Raw genomic sequence first — 18,148 nt, 5'->3', positions numbered from 1 at the left:
TTGATTTTTAACAAACTTTGGCAATCTTTTTAAGGTCTATTTAGAACTAGTTTAAAGTACTTTATGATTTGTTAATTCTTTTGAATTTAAAAGGGCTGAGAGGTTTGGGGTATAAAATTTCTAAAATGGCCTAGTAGCCTTGTAATAAACGGTTTTTGGCAAAAGCTTAACGGCCCTTAAAGGTCAATTTTCGTAATTTTCATATTCATCCGCTACCAAATGAAGAATAGAATAAATGAACTTGTAAGATCCATGTCGGAAATATTCGAGGGAGAAGCGTGGTACGGACATTCGGTTATGAGGAAGCTGGAGAACGTACCTTATAAAATTGGATATAAGACCTGTGTTCCGGAATCTCATAGTTGTGCAGAAATCGTGGCACATCTCATCGCATGGAAAACTTTTGCGATCGAAAAACTAAAATCGAACGATGAGTATGCCATAGAACCGGATTCTGAAGATGACTGGCCTGAAATCGAAATAACTTCTGCTCAGGAATGGGAGGTCTTAAAGCGAAAACTGGTAGCAGCTCAAAGCGAAATATATAGGCTTTTGGAGGAAATGAAAGACGATTCATTTCTGGACGAAAAAGTAAAAGGCGAGGATTATGATTTTGAATATCTGCTTCGTGGTATAATCCAGCATGATATTTACCATCTCGGCCAAATTGGGCTAATAGAAAGTCAGTTTAAGAAAAAGGAACAGGACTCAGGTGTCTTTAAAGCTTAAGCTCTAAATGGAATTTATAGACTACTACAAACTTTTAGAACTGGATAAATCGGCTTCACAGGCTGATATCAAGAAGGCGTATCGCAAGCTAGCCCGAAAATATCATCCAGACCTTAATCCTAATGACAAAGATGCACAACTTCGTTTTCAGCAGATCAATGAGGCTAATGAAGTTCTGAGTGATCCCGAGAAAAGGAAAAAATATGACGAATATGGCAAAGACTGGAAGCATGCAGACCAGTTCGAAGAGGCCAGAAGGCAACAGGCTGCTAGCGGTGGCGGATTTGGAGGCGGATTTGGTGGAGGAGGGCAGTCCTATACATATTCAGGAAGTTTTGATGATGACACCTTTTCAGATTTCTTTGAACAGATGTTTGGAGGCCGTGCCCGGGCCAGGGGCTCACATCGCGGAGGCCATTTTAAGGGCCAGGACTATAATGCCGAACTTCAACTAAAGTTAAGCGAGGTTTATAAAAGTAAGAAGCACACACTTACCGTAAACGGAAAGAACATCCGCCTTACTATTCCGGCCGGGGTGGAAAACGGCCAGACCATTAAGATAAGAGGTCACGGTGGGCCTGGCGTCCAGGGTGGACCTAAGGGTGATCTTTACATCACTTTCAATATACTTAACGATACCGGTTTCCGCAGAGAAAGGGAAAACCTTTATTCTACTGAAGAGATAGATCTTACCACCGCTGTTCTTGGGGGAGAGATTCATGTAAGGACCTTTGATGGTAAAGTGAAACTGAAGGTGAAACCCGGAACTCAGAATGGAACTAAAGTGAAACTAAAAGGCAAAGGTTTTCCAAAATATAAGAAAGAAGGCCAATTTGGTGATCTTTTCATAACTTATAAGGTGAAATTGCCAAAGCATCTAAATAATGACCAAGAACGGTTATTCAGGGAACTTCAAAAAACAGGATTATGAAGAAAGATAATTTAATTCCTGCGGAAGAGATTTGTATACGTTATAAAGTGGAGCGAAAGTTTGTGAGTTACCTTTTTGAAAGCGGTATTATAGAGATCGTGAAAATAGAAGAAACTGAATATATTCCTGATGAACATCTTAGTGAATTTGAAAGAATGATTCGCCTTTCACGGGACCTGGAGATCAATCTGGAAGGGCTGGAAGCAATTCATCATCTGTTACAGCAAATAGATAAACTTCAGCAAGATAACCGAAGGTTAAGGAACCGCCTTGGCCTTTATGAATAAAAAACCTGCCACATCGCATGCCCTGCGAGAATAATTATTAGCCCGGTTATTCCCTGAATCAGGGTGGCCAGGGTATGAGTTTTGTAAGCCTGCTTCACAGGTAATTCCCCCATCTGACTAACGATCCAGAAATAAGAATCATTGGCATGTGAGACGGTCACAGCTCCAGCACCAACGGCAAGAATAACCCATACTTTGCCCATTTCGCTATCCAAACCTAATACTCCAAGCAAAGGAAACATGAGGGAAGAAACGGTAATTATAGCCACGGTTGAAGATCCCTGTGCTGATTTTAACAAGGCCGATAAGAGGAAGGGCAATGCCAGTCCCCAGCTGTTTTGGAACATGTCCAGGCCAAGATTATCTGTTAGGGAGGCATAGCCTATAATTTTTCCCAGGGCGCCACCCATGGCGGTGATAAGTAAAATAGGAGCGGCCTGTAAAATCCCTTTTTCAATGATCTTATAAAGGTTGGTGCCATGTTTGAAGCACATCCAGAATCCGGCTACTGCTCCCAGAAGTAATGCTATAGTTGGAGAGCCCAGAAAACTGATGATCTGTAAAAAGATATTTTTCTCATCAATCATTAAAGGAACTATCGATTGAAGTGCCATTAAAAAGATTGGGATTAAGAGGGGCAAAATTGCCATTCTGAAAGAAGGCAGGCTGGGTGTGGATTCATATTCTGGTGATGGAACAGGATCTTCTGCCTGTAATTCTTCCTCATTTTTACCAGACATAAAATAAGCAAAGGTAGCTCCGCTAAGCATAAGCAGAAAAGCGAGTAAACCACCAAACAATAGTAGTAATGAAATGTTTTTTAACTGGAGATTAGCTGCTGCGGCAAGCGGACCAGGAGTAGGAGGTACCAAAACGTGAGATGAAAATAGTCCGGTGGAAAGGGCAACTACCAGAGCATTTTTATACTTTTTGCTTCCCCTGCTTAATTTTTTGGCAATAGGGGCCAGGATCACAAAGGCAGCATCACAGAAAACCGGAATCGAAACCAGATATCCTAGAAACCCCAGTACGTATTGCATTGGAAGTCGGGACAAAGCTTTAAGAATTCCTCTTGCAATGGCAGTAGTACCATTCGTTGCTTCAAGAGAAACTCCAATCCAGGAACCAAACAGGATCAATAAGCCAATAGCGGCGAACATATTTCCGAATCCCTCGCTGATGACCCCGGGAACTTCGGTCGCCGGAATTCCCAATAGAAAAGCGAGGCCTATAGCCGCGAGGAGTAATACTATAAATGGGTGCCACTTAAGGTAACTGGTCCCTATTATAATCCAGATAATAATACCGGCAATTGCTATAAGTTCAGGTCCCATTTAGGTTTGGTTTTCTTTAAAGAGGAGAGCAGTCTTCTCTTTAAGCAGTTCGAATGCTCTGGCTTTAGCTTCCTCCAGAGGCATGTTTTCGGTTTTTATAGCGGCTATTTTAGTAAAGCCAACAGCATGAAGTTCTTCTTTTTTTGCAGTAATACTTCCGGCAAGAAGCCATACCGGTTTATTGTGTTTTTTCGCAAGCTCGGCAATCTTAAACGGAAGTTTACCATGTTTGCTCTGGGCATCGGTTTTTCCTTCCCCGGTAATGATGAGATCTGCTTTTTTGATCTTTTCTTCCAGAGAGGCCAGATCACTTAAAATTTCAAATCCCGGTTTAAGCTTTGCTGCGGCAATGGCTTTCATTCCTGCCGAAACACCTCCCGCCGCACCTCCGCCTTGAATTTCTTTAATCTCGCAATGAAATTCTTTTTCCAGAAGATCGGCAAATTTCCTGGTGGCTTTTTCCAGTTTTTCAATGGTTTTCAAATCGGCTCCTTTTTGAGCGGCATAGGTACGTGCGGCACCATTTTCTCCCAGCAGCGAATTGGTTACATCGCATGCAACCGTTATTTCGCATTCTTTTAAAGCCAGAAGTAGATCATCTGTCTCAATAGAAGCGCATTTGATAAGTGCTTCCCCCGATGCTGAAAGTTCCTTACCATTTTTATCCAGTAACTTGCCACCCAAAGCAGAAAATATTCCTGAGGCAATATCATGCGTTGCGCTTCCGCCAATACCGAGAAAGATTTGACGAACACCATTTTCTATAGCATGTTTCAATTGAAGTCCGGTGCCGTAAGTGGAAGTTTTTAAAGGATTTTGTTCCTTTTCTTGCAGAAGCATCAGTCCGGAAGCCTGTGAAAGTTCAATCCAGGCTTTTTTTCCATCCTCAAATAAAAAGTACGGGGCTTTCAGTTTTCTTCCTAAAGGATCCTGGCAATCAACATTTAGAGTTTTGCCCAGATCAAGAGCTTCTAATAGATCAAAAGCTCCTTCGCCACCATCTGAAAATGGCACCTGTTCTATTTCCAGTTCGTCCCGAACCGAAAGAAAGCCTTCCGCAATCGCTTTCGCTACTTTTTTGGCGGAAAGGCTTTCTTTAAACGAATCGGGAACGATGAGGATTTTCAAAATATTTTAATTTTTAATCGAATTCCATATCAGGTTCTCCTTTGGCTTCAGGAACCGGATTCTCTCGATTTGGATTGCCGGTGACTTCAAATTTGGTCTCAGCGCTTTTACCTCCAATTTCCAACTTGATGCTATATTTTCCCCTGGGGATATAAAACTTCTCGTTGGCCGCCTTTTTCATATTTAGTTTTTCATCCTCCTTCTCCAGTTTTTTTGAAGCATCCTCGGTAATTGTAAGGTCATATTTGGTGGTGTTAAAGCCTTTATCAGCATCCACCTGGAATTGTTGTAGCTGCAACCCAGATTCAGATTGTATTGTAACAGTTGCTTTTCCTTCTTTAGCAGAATAGAAAGTAATTGGTAATTCAGGTACAAACGGATCTATCCACTTGCTATAAGAATTTCCCCATCTGGAAGAAAAGCGGATTGATTCGGCTGAAGAAACCGTCAGTGCATCTTTCAATTCTTCGGTCTTTAAAGCAGATACCGCAGCGATATCTACAATATATATAGACCGGCCATGAGTTCCTACCACAAGATCCATCTCTTTAGGATGAACTCTTAGATCGTGTACAGCAACATGAGGGAAATTAGTGCTGAACGGCTGCCAGCTTTCGCCCCGGTCTAGTGATACAAATACCCCATTATCGGTTCCCAGGTAAAGTACATTTTCGTTATCTGGATCTTCCCTTATAACATTTACAGGAGATAATGGCAGGTTTGAACTAATGTCCGTCCATGATTCTCCATAATTGTCTGAAACATAAACATAAGGTTTGAAATCGTCCCATCTATAGCCATTTAGCGTTGCATAAACTCTTTCTTTAGAATGCTCTGAAGCGATCACTCTTGAAATCCATAGATCTTCGGGAAGATCTTCTCCAATACTGGTCCAGCTAGCACCTCCATTTTTTGTGATATGAATAAAACCGTCATCGCTTCCGGTATAGATCAATCCGAACTGAAATGGAGATTCGCTAACGGTGGCCAGGGTCCCATAGGGTACATCTCCTTTTTTGCCGCCTCCCGTAAGATCTTCAGAGATAGCGGTCCAGTTCTCCCCCTGATCCATACTTCGCATTAGTTTATTTCCACCCATATAGAGAATATCCTGGTTATGTGGAGAAAGCAGGACTGGAGTTTGCCAGTTATAGCGATACGGGCTTTCACCTAATTCATGTTTAGGATGAATATATAATCTCTCACCGGTCTTGCGGTTTATTCTGAAATAATTTCCAAACTGGAATCCGGTGTATACAATATCAGAGTTGCGGCTGTCTATCTCTACCTGCATTCCATCCCCGCCAAGAAGTCGGTCATAATCATAATCACCGGAAGCTGCCCAGCCCACGCTTTCTTCATTGTTATGTGGGCCAACCCACACCCCGTTGTCCTGTAAACCTCCATATACGTGATATGGGCTCTGATTGTCAATATTGATTGCATAAAACTGTCCAACTGAAGGGGAGTTGTTCTTGATCCAGTTTTCACCATCATCGTAGGAAATATTGATCCCGCCGTCATTTCCATCGATAAGATGGCCGCTTCGATTTGGGTTTATCCAAAGGGCGTGATGATCGGCATGAACATTTTCGGCATCTATAGATTTGAAGGTTTTTCCACCATCCTTAGATTTCAGAATTGGTACACCGTAAATATAAATGGCGTCCTTATTTTGAGGATCAACATGTATCATCCCGAAATAATATCCATAACTGTAGTAGACATCGTCCAGGTAATCGTCATGGGTTATATTCCAGGTCTTGCCGCCATCAGTACTTTTATAGACCTGTGCCCCGATCACCGGAGTATCAAACAGAAGGGAGTTGGCGTCTTCCAGGTAAAGAGAAAGGTCTTCAGGTTTTGCCTTGTCTTCTCTGATCATATTTTTTACAGAGCTGGCTGTATATTTTTTCTGAAAATCATTGTCTCTTAGAAAAGCTTCAAGTTCTTCATCATCTAGTTTTAGGAACTCAGATTTTTTCATGTTTTTGAAATCATCTTTCTGAAGATCTTCCTCTTCTTTTTCATCTTCGGTTTTTTCTCTTCTGTCCTGGTTGTCTAAAATAGCATAAACGGTATTTGCATCATAAACGGCCAGACCTATTCGCCCTACTCCGTCGCCGGTTGGAAAACCAGAGTTTTTGGTAGAGATTTTGGTCCACGTATTACCTGCATCGGTACTTTTGTAGATACCGCTGTTCTCGCCGCTTTCCCTGAAATTCCAGGCTTTGCGATCCTTGTCCCAGGCTGCAGCATACATTTCGTTGAAATTATCCGGATTTACGGCAACATCTATAATTCCGGTCTCTTCAATTATAAATAGTTTATTGCCCCAGGTTTTTCCGCCGTCAGTGGTTTTGTAGATCCCTCTTTCCTTGTTTGGAGAATATAAATGGCCGGTTACGCCCACCACGATCTCTTCAGGATCATCGGGATTGATAAGAATTCTGCTGATATGATGGGAATCTGGCAGACCCATAAATTGCCAGGTCTGGCCTTTGTCTTCAGATTTCAGTATACCTATTCCTGCATAAGAAGATCTGGACGCATTCACTTCTCCGGTTCCAACCCAGATAGTACCATTTTTCCAGTCCACGGCAATATCTCCAATGTTCTGCGTAGGAGAGTTATCCATTACGGGAGTAAAAGTGGTCCCGTTATTATTCGTGTACCAGAGTCCGCCGGAAGCGTAGGCTGCATAGAATTCTGTTGGGTCATCCGGATTTACTGCGAAATCGGTTATCCGGCCACTCATGACGGTGGGGCCAATATTCTTTAGGGGAATGTTCCTAACAATTGAACTTTGGGTAAGTTCTTCTTTTTTCTCAATAGCAGCCTTCAGGGCAGAGCCGGAAGTCGCAGATTGTTGTGAAAGAACAGTTGAAAAAGAAAGAAGAATTAAACTGAGAAATGTGTAGTTGTATTTCATGATTTTATAAAGTGAGAGCCTAAAAATAGCAAAACCTTGTATTATTAGAAATTTTAAATCGCTTTTATAGCAATTGCATTTAATTCCTTTAATTTTGAAAAAAACGAAAAGATTTATTTATGAAATACGATAGAATCGACTCAAACCTCTTTATAAAGAACCGTGAAAACTTCATGCGGCAGATGAAGTCCAAGAGCCTTGCGGTTTTTAATTCTAACGATATTTTTCCCATAGGAGCTGATAGTACGATGCCTTTTCAGCAAAATAGGGATATTTTCTATTTAAGCGGTGTAGATCAGGAGGAAAGTATATTGGTGTTGTTCCCGGATGCGCCAGAGGAAAAACACCGTGAGATTCTCTTTCTGACTGAAACCAATGAGCATATTGCTGTTTGGGAGGGTGCGAAATTAACCAAAGAGGATGCCTTAGAAGTTAGCGGGATAAAGACCGTATACTGGATGAAGGATTTCGAAAAAATCTTCTTTGAGGTAATGACCCAATGCGAAACCGTTTATTTTAATACAAATGAGCATTATCGTGCGGCCCATAAAACTGAAACCAGGGATGACCGTTTCATAAAATGGTGTAAGGAGAAATATCCTGCGCACCAGGTGGCCAAAGCCAATCCTATTCTTCAACGATTGAGATCTGTAAAGGATCCTATAGAGCTTGAACTGATGCAGAAGGCCTGTGATATTACCGAAAAGGCCTTCAGGCGAACACTAAATTTCGTGAAGCCCGGGGTCTGGGAATATGAAATCGAGGCAGAATATTACCATGAAATGATAAGGAACCGTTCCAGAGGCTTTGCGTATACACCAATTATCGCCAGCGGGAAGAACGCTTGTGTACTTCACTATATCGAGAATAATCAGCAGTGTAAGGATGGAGAGCTCATTTTGCTAGATACCGGAGCTGAATATGCCAATTACTCCAGTGATCTTAGTAGAACCATCCCGGTTTCAGGAAGATTTACTGAGAGGCAGAAGCAGGTGTATAACGCGGTAAATAAAGTGAAAAAAGAAGCTACAAAATTGTTAGTTCCTGGAGCTATGTGGAAGGAATATCATGTTGAGGTTGGTAAAATGATGACTTCAGAATTGCTGGATCTTGGACTACTGGATAAGGCAGATGTGAAGAATGAAGATCCGGAATGGCCTGCCTATAAGAAATACTTCATGCATGGAACATCCCATCATATAGGTCTGGATACTCATGATTATGGGATCCTGACTGAACCAATGAAGGCAAACCAGGTGTTTACCGTGGAGCCGGGAATCTATATTCCTGACGAAGGTTTTGGGATAAGACTTGAGGACGATGTGGTAATTCAGGAAAAAGGAGAGCCTTTTAATTTAATGAGAAATATACCCATAGAGGTAGAGGAGATTGAGGAGATCATGAATTCCTGATCTGGAATAATCCCTAAAATTAATACTGGCCGTGAATTTCTGGATTACCTTCTGGATTCGCGGTCTTTTTTTATATGCTATGAGCAGTATAATATATAATGGTGCTAAAATCCACTTTGAAAAACACGGGGTGGGGAAAAAAGTACCACTCGTTTTACTCCACGGATTTCTGGAGGATTCAGATATCTGGGAATCAATTGTTAAGGATTTGCAAAAAGAACGGCAAATTATTTGCATAGATCTACCCGGTCACGGAAAGTCTGAAGGAATTGCAGAAATCCATTCCATGCAACTGATGGCAGATGTGGTCAAAGACGTGTTGTTATCACTTCAACTGTCTGAGATTAGTATTGCTGGCCATAGCATGGGGGGGTATGTAAGTTTGGAATTTCTAAAAAATTTTCCTATGATAGTAAAGAGCGTGATGTTGATAAATTCAACACCGGTTGAAGATTCTGTTGAGAAGCGGAAAATTCGTGAAAGATCTGTTAAACTGGTCGGAGAAAATAAGAAGGCTTATGTGAGAATGGCTATCTCAAATCTTTATTCGGAAAATAGTAAGAGGGAATTTGCTACAGAAATAGAAGATTTGAAATGCCGGGCTGTTAAAATGAAGGGAAAAAATATACAAGCTGCTTTAGTAGGTATGAAAATTCGTACAAATTATCTTGAAGTGCTTAAAAGCTTTGACGGCCAGAAGATCATAGTAGCTTCCGAAGAGGATCCAATACTGGAAATCAATGATATAGAAAGGATTTCAAGAGAGACCGAGTGTGCGTTTTACAGGATGAGAAATGGTCATAATTCGTATATGGAAGACTCATCAAATTTAGTACAAACGATGCATTTTATCGATTAATTAACGCTTTTTGTCTGACTATTAACTTTTTTTTATAATTTAGAAACCTAGAAACCAGAAATTTAACCTACCATGAAAAAAGTAAACCCTAAAATATTTTCATTTGCGAAGGTTCATTGTAGTATTTTCGGTCATAAATTAAGAGTGTCAAAAAACATTACCAATCACGTACATGAATATAAATGTAAAACGTGCGGGATGGAGATGACAGATACTGCGGATGGTCTTCTGGCAAGGCTAACCCCTAAATTTAAGGAGACCAATGCTTATCTTGCCAAGATCCATAAGAAACGTAAGCGTTTATTCCTGGCAAAAGCTTCTTAATCTTCCTTGTTGCCCATAGAATTCCAGCCCCTTGCAATTAGCGGAAGTTTTTGAGCGGCCCGTGTGATAAGGTGCATACCTTCCTTTTCCTCGGTCATATGGCCAATAACTGTTAAATGCGGATTCCCTTTTATCTTATCGTAATCATTTTGTGAGATTGTGAACAATAATTCATAGTCCTCACCACCACTTAACGCAATAGTTGTGCTGTCCAATTGAAATTCTTCGCAAACAGAGATCACGGCAGGGTCTAGCGGAATCTTTTCTTCAAACAGGTTTGCTCCAACCTTAGAACTTTTGCATAAGTGGATTATTTCAGAAGAGAGTCCATCACTTATATCGATCATGGAAGTTGGTTTTACTTCAAGTTTTTTCAGCAATGGCGGGATGTCTTTCCTTGCCTCGGGTTTAAGCTGTCTTTCAATTAAGTAAGTGTACTGGTCAAGGTCGGGCTGTGCATTTGGATTGGCTTTAAAAACTTCCTTTTCGCGTTCCAGTACCTGTAATCCCATATAGGCAGCTCCAAGATCCCCGGTTAGGACCAGCAGATCATTTGGATTTGCTCCTTCGCGGTATACCACTTCATCTTTTTCTGCGACTCCAAGTGCAGTAACACTAATAAATAAGCCTGAAGTGGAAGAGGTGGTGTCGCCACCAACCACATCTACGTTATATATTTTTGAGGCAAGGTGTATCCCCGAATATAATTCTTCAAGAGCTTCTACTGGAAAACGGTTGGAAACAGCAATCGAAACAGTTATTTGTGTTGCTGTTCCATTCATTGCATAGATGTCAGAAAGATTTACCATCACAGCTTTATAACCTAGATGCTTTAGAGGCGTATATGAAAGATCAAAATGAACCCCTTCTACTAGAAGATCAGTGCTTATAAGGGTTTGCTCATTTTCAAAATCCAATACGGCTGCATCATCGCCAATAGCCTTTATTGTGGACTTTAGCCTGGGGCTAAAGTTCTTGGTAAGATGATCAATAAGTCCAAATTCTCCTAATTCTGAAAGGTTTGTTCTGCTTTCCTGACTATTCTCAAACATGTTCCTGCATTTAAAATGCAAAAGTAAGCATATAAATTTCAAAGAAGAATAAACATGACAAAGCTTTTAAGGAACAGTAATTGATCAGTATTTTATTGGTAAAAAACAGAATTTTTTGATTGGCGGACTCTATAATTCAATTCTTAAAACATATGCTTAGTCTATGGTAAAACACATGCTTTGTAGTATATTTGTCCCCAATTTAGAATTAATCTTTATAACTTATGATTAAAGTTAGCGAAGAGGCTAAAAAGAAAATTTCAGCTTTGATGAGTGAAGAGGGCTTCAGTGTTGAGGCAGACTACGTTCGCGTGGGTGTGAAGAGCGGGGGTTGCTCTGGCTTGTCATACGAATTGAAGTTCGATAAGGCCCAAAGCGAAGGAGATAAGCTTTTTGAAGATAACAATGTGAAGATCGTTGTTGATAAGCGCAGTGTGCTCTATCTGGCCGGTACCATCCTTGAATATTCGGGAGGTTTAAACGGTAAGGGGTTTGTGTTCAATAATCCGAATGCACAGAGAACCTGCGGATGTGGAGAGAGTTTTTCGTTGTAAGTCCAACGAGGAAAGTGAAAAAGTTCATGGCAAAATTTAATTCTTTTGAAGAAACTATTTGTAGGCTAACAAGAAGGGAATTAAATTCTGAAATATACAATTTAACAATTAACGGCCAATTCAAAAGTGATTTTGAATAAAGAGGCCAAATGAGAGGTCCAGTATTTCGATTTCTTCAAATATCGCAGGAGTTTTCGAAAGAGGGACAATAAAAGAGTTTATACGTTTTTTATGAATGGTAAAGACATTAGCTGGAGAATTGAGGTATCAACTTATCAGGTTTTGGATTAAGCTACATATAAAACGATGAATTTGAAAGGTTGAATTTAATAGCGAATGAAATTTCTAAACTCCTTAGCGGGTTGATCAAAAACCTTCATTCAACTTTATAACATTTAACCTTCCAACTTTAAAAACAAATTATGGCATATACTGAAGACGATTTAAAGAAAGAGCTCGAGACCAAAGAGTATGAGTATGGATTTTATACCGATATAGAATCTGATACCTTTCCTGTTGGTTTAAATGAAGATATCGTTCGGGCAATTTCAAAAAAGAAAAATGAACCGGAATGGATGACTGAATGGAGACTGGAGGCATATCGTGCCTGGGAAGAAATGACCGAGCCGGAATGGGCGAACGTTAATTATCCGAAGCCGGACTTTCAGAATATTTCATATTATTCGGCACCAAATAAAAAACCGAAATATGATAGTTTGGATGAGGTGGATCCTGAATTACTGGATACTTTTAAAAAACTCGGTATTTCTCTGGATGAACAGAAGAAACTGGCCGGAGTAGCGGTAGATGTTGTAATGGACTCAGTTTCTGTTACTACTACCTTTAAAAAGACCCTGGCTGAAAAGGGAATTATATTCTGTTCGATATCTGAAGCTATTCAGGAACATCCTGAACTGGTAAAGAAATATCTTGGTACGGTAGTTCCTAAAAAGGACAATTTTTATGCAGCGCTGAATTCTGCAGTATTTAGTGACGGATCTTTCTGTTATATTCCTAAGGGTGTAAGATGCCCAATGGAACTATCAACTTATTTTAGAATCAATCAGGCGGGTACAGGACAGTTCGAAAGAACACTTGTGATTGCTGAGCCAGGAAGTTACGTGAGTTATCTGGAAGGTTGTACGGCTCCAACCCGTGATGAAAACCAGCTTCACGCGGCTGTTGTAGAGTTAATTGCTCTTGATGATGCCGAAATTAAATACAGTACCGTTCAAAACTGGTACCCCGGGAATAAAGAAGGTAAGGGTGGAGTTTTCAACTTTGTGACAAAAAGAGGACTTTGCGAGAAGAATGCCAAGATATCCTGGACACAGGTGGAAACGGGTTCTGCAGTTACATGGAAATACCCAAGTTGTATTTTGAAAGGTGATAATTCTGTGGGAGAATTCTACTCCATTGCAGTAACGAATAACTTTCAGCAGGCTGATACAGGAACAAAAATGATTCATCTTGGAAAAAATACCAGGAGTACCATTATTTCAAAAGGTATATCTGCCGGAAATTCTCAGAATTCATATCGCGGTTTGGTACAAATAAATCCACGTGCAGAAAATGCAAGGAATTTTTCACAATGTGATTCCCTGCTTATGGGCAATAAATGTGGGGCTCATACTTTCCCGTACATCGAGGTTAAAAATAAATCTGCACAGGTAGAGCACGAGGCTACTACCAGTAAGATAGGGGAAGATCAGATTTTTTACTGTAACCAGAGAGGGATAGATACCGAAAAGGCGATCGCCCTTATCGTAAATGGTTTCAGTAAAGAAGTTCTTAATAAACTCCCTATGGAATTTGCAGTAGAAGCACAGAAATTACTTGAAATTTCACTCGAAGGTTCGGTAGGATAATTAAGTTGTCGGTGAAATTGATATGAAGAGATTATTTGGAGTATTATTAATAACACTGGTTTTTTTCTCCTGTCAGAATGAAGAAAGAAAGGAACTGATGGAGCAACCTGAGGTCGAAAAAGTACCGGATAGTATACAGGTGTTAACAGGAGAGATCGTTTACGGAACTGATGCAGCGGTAATAAGGGGTGATAATTTTGTCTATGGGGTGACTATGGATTCCCTCTCGAAAATACTGGCCAGTAAAGTGGCTCCGTTAAAATCAGATGATTTTGATATGATACCGGTAACAGTAAAAGCTAAGATACTCCCAAACCCTGAACGAGAGGGATGGGAAGAAGTTATTGAGATCAGGGAAATTATAGAAATTCCCAGTGCAGAAACTGTTTCAGACACTATAAAAGAATAATAAAAGAAAATTTTAACTTCTGCCATTGGCAGATTCAGAATCGATAGAAATGCTTAAAATAAAGAATTTACACGCCAGCATAGAAGATAAGGAAATACTTAAAGGAATAGACCTTGAGATCAAACCGGGAGAGGTTCATGCGATCATGGGGCCCAACGGTTCAGGGAAAAGTACTTTGTCTTCTGTGATTGCCGGCAGGGAAGAATACGAAATGACTGATGGAGAAATGTTTTTTGAAGGTGAAGATCTTACCGAGCTTGATCCGGAAGAAAGAGCTCATAGAGGTATTTTCCTTTCTTTTCAATATCCGGTGGAAATTCCGGGAGTATCGGTGACAAATTTCATCAAAACGGCAATCAATGCACAGCGCAAGGCACATGGCAAAGAAGATATGCCTGCAAATGAAATGTTGAAAGCAATAAGGGAAAAATCAGAGATGCTGGCGATAGACCGAAAGTTTCTTTCACGTTCACTGAATGAAGGTTTTTCAGGAGGAGAAAAGAAACGTAATGAGATCTTTCAAATGGCAATGCTGGACCCTAAGTTATCTATTCTGGATGAAACAGATTCCGGTTTGGATATCGATGCACTTAGAGTGGTTGCAGATGGAGTGAATAAACTTCGCAGGGAAGACAATGCAGTATTGCTTATTACTCACTACCAGAGATTGCTTAATTATATAGTTCCGGATGTGGTGCATGTGATGGTGGATGGTAAAATTGTAAAATCTGGAGGGAAAGAACTCGCCTACGAACTGGAAGAAAGAGGTTACGACTGGGTGAAGAAAGAAAAAACAGTTTAATCAATTTGAGAATTTGAAGATTCGTCAATTTGATATTTGAATAAGTTTAAGGAGAGTTTGTTATAAACCTTGAATTTGAAATTGAACAAAATGGAATTAAAAGATAAACTTATCTCATCGTTTTTCGCTTTTGAAGAAAGTTTGGATACAGAGAATGGTATCGATGATATCAGGAACCAGGCTATTAAAGATTTTGAAAGCCTTGGTTTTCCAAACCGAAAAGATGAGAATTGGAAATATACTTCGCTTAACTCTGTCTTAAAGCATGATTACAGCATTTTTCCTAAAAAAGAAGATGCGATAGAATATCGTGATATCAAGAAGTATTTTATTCATGATATAGACACGTACGATTTGGTTTTTATAGATGGGATCTTTTCTTCTCATCTGTCACAAACCACTCATGATAAGATTGACGTATGCCTTATGTCATCTGCGCTTAGCAATGAGAAATACCGGCCTGTAATTGAGAATTACTTCAACCGCGTGGCACCAAAATCAGGATTGAATTCTCTTAATACTGCTTTTGCCAGAGAAGGAGCGTTTATTCATATTCATAAGAATAAACTGGCAGATAAGCCAATTCAGATCATCAATTTTGCTACCGGAAATGAATCGGCCCTGCTTCTGCAGCCACGAAATCTTGTTGTAGTGGATGAGAATTCTCATGTTCAGATCATCGAGAGACATCAGAGCCTTACAGATCATCCTGTTCTCACTAACTCATTAACTGAGATCTATGCAGACAGGAGAGCAATAGTGGACTATTATAAGATTCAGAACGACAAAGACTCAGCTTCACTTATTGACAATACTTTTATAGAACAAAAGGATGAAAGCGCAGTTTCGGTTCATACATTTTCTTTTGGTGGAAAACTAACCCGGAACAATCTGAATTTCTATCAGAAGGGAGAGCGTATAGATTCAACCATGAAAGGCGTGACTATTATTGAAGATAAGCAGCACGTAGATCATAATACCCTTGTTCATCATATTGAACCGAACTGTGAAAGCCATCAGGATTATAAAGGAATCTATGGAGACAGGTCTACCGGTGTTTTTAACGGAAAGGTAGTGGTTGAAAAGGAAGCACAAAAGACAAATGCCTATCAGTCTAACAATAATATTCTTGCAGATGATAAGGCTACCATTAATTCTAAGCCTCAGCTGGAGATTTTTGCAGATGATGTGAGATGTAGTCATGGCTGTACCATTGGTCAGCTGGATGAAGAAGCTTTGTTCTATCTTCAGTCAAGAGGGATTCCGCGTAAGGAAGCTCGTGGTCTTTTAATGTACGCTTTTGCCAACAATGTGCTGGAAAGCGTTAAGATCCCGGAAGTTAAGAAAAGGATCAACAAACTTATCGCTTCAAAACTTGAAGTTGATCTTGGATTTAATCTATAACTTTAATATCTAAAACCATTTAGGATGCGTCATCAAACTCAGGCAAAGACTTTTGAGGTTGAAAAAATCCGCAAGGATTTTCCAATTCTTAACCGCAAGGTTAATGGCTATCCTTTAGTTTATTTTGATAATGCCGCAACCTCTCAGACCCCACAGCAGGTTATAGACGTTATAGTGGATTATTATTCCAATTATAATGCGAACATACATCGCGGGGTTCATTCGCTTTCTCAAGAAGCTACAGATAAGTATGAGCAGGCCAGGATAAAGCTTCAGAAGCATTTCAATGCTGAAAAACCTTATGAGATTATCTTTACTTCTGGAACCACCCACGGAATTAACCTTGTGGCCAGTGGTTTTTCGGAATTTTTGAAAGAGGGTGATGAGATCCTTGTTTCAGCGATGGAGCATCATTCTAATATAGTGCCGTGGCAGATGTTATGTGAACGCACCGGAGCCATTCTTAAGGTAATCCCTATCAATCTTAAAGGTGAGCTTATCTATTCGGAATATGAAAAGCTTATTAATGAAAATACGAAGCTGGTATTCGTGAATCATGTATCCAATGCGCTTGGAAGTGTGAATCCGATAAAAGAGATTATTGAAAAAGCCCATGCGAATAACGCAGCCGTGCTGATAGATGGAGCTCAGGCTGCTCCGCATATAAAAGCTGATGTTCAGGCACTGGATGTAGACTTTTATGTGGCTTCGGCGCATAAAATGTGCGGCCCAACCGGAGTTGGGATCTTATATGGAAAAGAAGCCTGGCTTGAGAAACTGCCGCCCTATCAGGGAGGAGGTGAGATGATCGCTACGGTATCTTTTGAGAAAACTACTTATGCTGGTTTACCTCATAAATTTGAGGCCGGCACTCCTAATATATGTGGAGGTATAGCCTTTGGCGCCGCAATAGATTATATGAACCAGATAGGTTTTGATGAGATCGCTGCTTATGAACATGAGCTCCTAGAGTATGCCACCGGTAAACTCAAAGAGATTGAGGGAATGAAGATTTACGGTGAAGCGGAAGAAAAAACTGCTGTTATCTCTTTCAATATTGAAGGTCTTCACCCTTATGATATAGGAACTTTGCTGGATAAGATGGGAATAGCTGTTCGTACCGGTCATCATTGTGCCCAGCCTGTCATGGATTTCTTCAAAATTCCGGGGACCGTAAGAGCATCTTTCTCCTTTTATAATAGCCATGATGAGATAGATAGCTTTATTGAAGCTGTGAAGAAGGCAAAGATGATGCTTCAATAGAACAGAGTTAATCACTCTCAGGCTTTTAATCGATAGCCGTTATCTTAGGATTTATAGAAAATGTTGAATAGCAGTAGTGGTTATTGTACTTTTGCTTAAAATTGATATATGACGATACAGGAGAAACAAAAGGAGGTTATAGAAGAGTTTTCCATGTTTGATGACTGGATGCAGCGGTATGAGTATATGATAGAACTGGGAAAGTCGTTGCCTCTGATAGATGAGAAATATAAAATTGACGAAAACCTTATTAAAGGTTGTCAAAGCAAGGTTTGGGTTCATGCTGAACTGGAGGGGGATAAACTGGTATTTACGGCAGATAGCGACGCTATTATCACGAAAGGGATAGTAGCTATCTTAATTCGGGTATTCTCGAATCAGCACCCTTCCGAGATCATTGAGGCAGATACTGCCTTTATCGATGAAATCGGGCTGAAGGAACACTTATCTCCAACCAGGGCCAACGGACTTGTAAGCATGATAAAACAACTTAAAATGTATGCTGTGGCATACCAAACTCAATTGAATTAAAATGGAACAGGAAATAAATACACAGGAACTGGGAGAAAAGATCGTTACCGTTCTTAAAACGATCTATGACCCGGAGATTCCGGTAGACATCTATGAATTAGGGCTTATCTATGATGTAATGGTAAGTACAGATTATGATGTGAAAATTCTAATGACCCTTACCACTCCTAATTGCCCTGTTGCAGAATCTCTTCCTATGGAAGTTGAAGAGAAAGTGAAATCCCTGGATATGGTGAAGGATTGTGAGGTTGAAATAACCTTTGATCCACCCTGGAGTCAGGATTTGATGAGTGAAGGAGCAAAACTGGAACTTGGACTTTTATAATTTT

The 18,148-nt window shown here is 40.2% G+C and carries 19 protein-coding genes; 15 read left to right on the top strand and 4 right to left on the bottom strand.

What is annotated here, in order from left to right; all coding sequences use genetic code 11:
* Positions 1-219 precede the first annotated feature (219 nt).
* The 3 genes from LU635_RS06460 to LU635_RS06450 are packed head-to-tail and all read left to right on the top strand — an operon-like array spanning position 220 to position 1,947.
* Complete coding sequence (locus tag LU635_RS06460; RefSeq protein WP_240097370.1) at positions 220-729, top strand: DinB family protein; 510 nt, start codon at positions 220-222, stop codon at positions 727-729.
* Positions 730-736: 7 nt separating this feature from the next.
* Positions 737-1,660, top strand: a complete 924-nt coding sequence (locus tag LU635_RS06455; protein WP_240097368.1) for a DnaJ C-terminal domain-containing protein — start codon at positions 737-739, stop codon at positions 1,658-1,660.
* Positions 1,657-1,947 carry a chaperone modulator CbpM gene (locus tag LU635_RS06450; RefSeq protein ID WP_240097366.1) on the top strand — a complete coding sequence of 97 codons (291 nt, stop codon included), beginning with the start codon at positions 1,657-1,659 and terminating at the stop codon, positions 1,945-1,947. The genes LU635_RS06455 and LU635_RS06450 overlap by 4 nt, the downstream gene beginning before the upstream one ends.
* On the opposite strand, the gene LU635_RS06445 is transcribed toward LU635_RS06450, so the two are convergent.
* The 3 genes from LU635_RS06445 to LU635_RS06435 are packed head-to-tail and all read right to left on the bottom strand — an operon-like array spanning position 1,938 to position 7,341.
* Positions 1,938-3,281, bottom strand: coding sequence for a GntP family permease (locus tag LU635_RS06445; protein WP_240097364.1), 1,344 nt, complete (start codon positions 3,279-3,281; stop codon positions 1,938-1,940). The genes LU635_RS06450 and LU635_RS06445 overlap by 10 nt on opposite strands.
* Entirely contained in the window at positions 3,282-4,409 is a 1,128-nt protein-coding gene (locus LU635_RS06440; RefSeq protein WP_240097362.1) for a glycerate kinase, read from the bottom strand.
* A 13-nt stretch (positions 4,410-4,422) separates the two neighbouring features.
* Entirely contained in the window at positions 4,423-7,341 is a 2,919-nt protein-coding gene (locus LU635_RS06435; protein WP_240097360.1) for a VPS10 domain-containing protein, read from the bottom strand.
* 119 nt (positions 7,342-7,460) lie between these two features.
* Here LU635_RS06435 and LU635_RS06430 point away from each other — a divergent pair, with 119 nt between their 5' ends.
* The 3 genes from LU635_RS06430 (at position 7,461) to LU635_RS06420 (ending at position 9,936) form a co-directional block, all read left to right on the top strand.
* Positions 7,461-8,753, top strand: a complete 1,293-nt coding sequence (locus LU635_RS06430) for an aminopeptidase P family protein (RefSeq protein ID WP_240097358.1) — start codon at positions 7,461-7,463, stop codon at positions 8,751-8,753.
* A gap of 79 nt (positions 8,754-8,832) precedes the next feature.
* A complete protein-coding gene (locus tag LU635_RS06425; RefSeq protein ID WP_240097356.1) occupies positions 8,833-9,612 on the top strand; it encodes an alpha/beta fold hydrolase in 780 nt (259 codons plus the stop codon).
* A 72-nt stretch (positions 9,613-9,684) separates the two neighbouring features.
* A complete protein-coding gene (locus LU635_RS06420) occupies positions 9,685-9,936 on the top strand; it encodes a hypothetical protein (protein WP_240097354.1) in 252 nt (83 codons plus the stop codon).
* Here LU635_RS06420 and thiL read toward each other — a convergent pair.
* Positions 9,933-10,988 carry a thiamine-phosphate kinase gene (thiL, locus tag LU635_RS06415; RefSeq protein ID WP_240097352.1) on the bottom strand — a complete coding sequence of 352 codons (1,056 nt, stop codon included), beginning with the start codon at positions 10,986-10,988 and terminating at the stop codon, positions 9,933-9,935. The genes LU635_RS06420 and thiL overlap by 4 nt on opposite strands.
* Before the next feature lie 224 nt (positions 10,989-11,212).
* Here thiL and LU635_RS06410 point away from each other — a divergent pair, with 224 nt between their 5' ends.
* The 9 genes from LU635_RS06410 (at position 11,213) to LU635_RS06370 (ending at position 18,144) form a co-directional block, all read left to right on the top strand.
* A complete protein-coding gene (locus LU635_RS06410) occupies positions 11,213-11,542 on the top strand; it encodes a HesB/IscA family protein (RefSeq protein WP_240097350.1) in 330 nt (109 codons plus the stop codon).
* 136 nt (positions 11,543-11,678) lie between these two features.
* Positions 11,679-11,777 (top strand): four helix bundle protein, encoded by a 99-nt coding sequence (locus LU635_RS17260; RefSeq protein ID WP_341482119.1) that lies wholly within the window; start codon positions 11,679-11,681, stop codon positions 11,775-11,777.
* A 187-nt stretch (positions 11,778-11,964) separates the two neighbouring features.
* Positions 11,965-13,410: a Fe-S cluster assembly protein SufB gene (gene sufB / locus LU635_RS06400; RefSeq protein ID WP_240097348.1), complete on the top strand. Its 1,446-nt coding sequence runs from the start codon at positions 11,965-11,967 to the stop codon at positions 13,408-13,410.
* A gap of 22 nt (positions 13,411-13,432) precedes the next feature.
* On the top strand, positions 13,433-13,819 hold the full coding sequence (locus LU635_RS06395) for a hypothetical protein (RefSeq protein WP_240097346.1): 387 nt from the start codon (positions 13,433-13,435) through the stop codon (positions 13,817-13,819).
* A 49-nt stretch (positions 13,820-13,868) separates the two neighbouring features.
* On the top strand, positions 13,869-14,621 hold the full coding sequence (gene sufC / locus LU635_RS06390; protein ID WP_240097775.1) for a Fe-S cluster assembly ATPase SufC: 753 nt from the start codon (positions 13,869-13,871) through the stop codon (positions 14,619-14,621).
* Positions 14,622-14,711: 90 nt separating this feature from the next.
* The gene (gene sufD, locus LU635_RS06385) at positions 14,712-16,025 is read left to right on the top strand and encodes a Fe-S cluster assembly protein SufD (RefSeq protein ID WP_240097344.1); all 1,314 of its coding nucleotides are present in this window, start codon (positions 14,712-14,714) and stop codon (positions 16,023-16,025) included.
* Between the two features lie 24 nt (positions 16,026-16,049).
* Complete coding sequence (locus tag LU635_RS06380) at positions 16,050-17,288, top strand: aminotransferase class V-fold PLP-dependent enzyme (protein ID WP_240097343.1); 1,239 nt, start codon at positions 16,050-16,052, stop codon at positions 17,286-17,288.
* 108 nt (positions 17,289-17,396) lie between these two features.
* Complete coding sequence (locus LU635_RS06375; protein ID WP_240097341.1) at positions 17,397-17,819, top strand: SufE family protein; 423 nt, start codon at positions 17,397-17,399, stop codon at positions 17,817-17,819.
* 1 nt (position 17,820) lies between these two features.
* Positions 17,821-18,144 (top strand): DUF59 domain-containing protein, encoded by a 324-nt coding sequence (locus LU635_RS06370; RefSeq protein ID WP_240097339.1) that lies wholly within the window; start codon positions 17,821-17,823, stop codon positions 18,142-18,144.
* The last annotated feature ends 4 nt before the right edge of the window (positions 18,145-18,148 follow it).

The organism is Christiangramia crocea (genome assembly GCF_022410465.1).
GTDB lineage: Bacteria > Bacteroidota > Bacteroidia > Flavobacteriales > Flavobacteriaceae > Christiangramia > Christiangramia crocea.
This window is presented reverse-complemented; position numbering and strand designations above follow the sequence as displayed.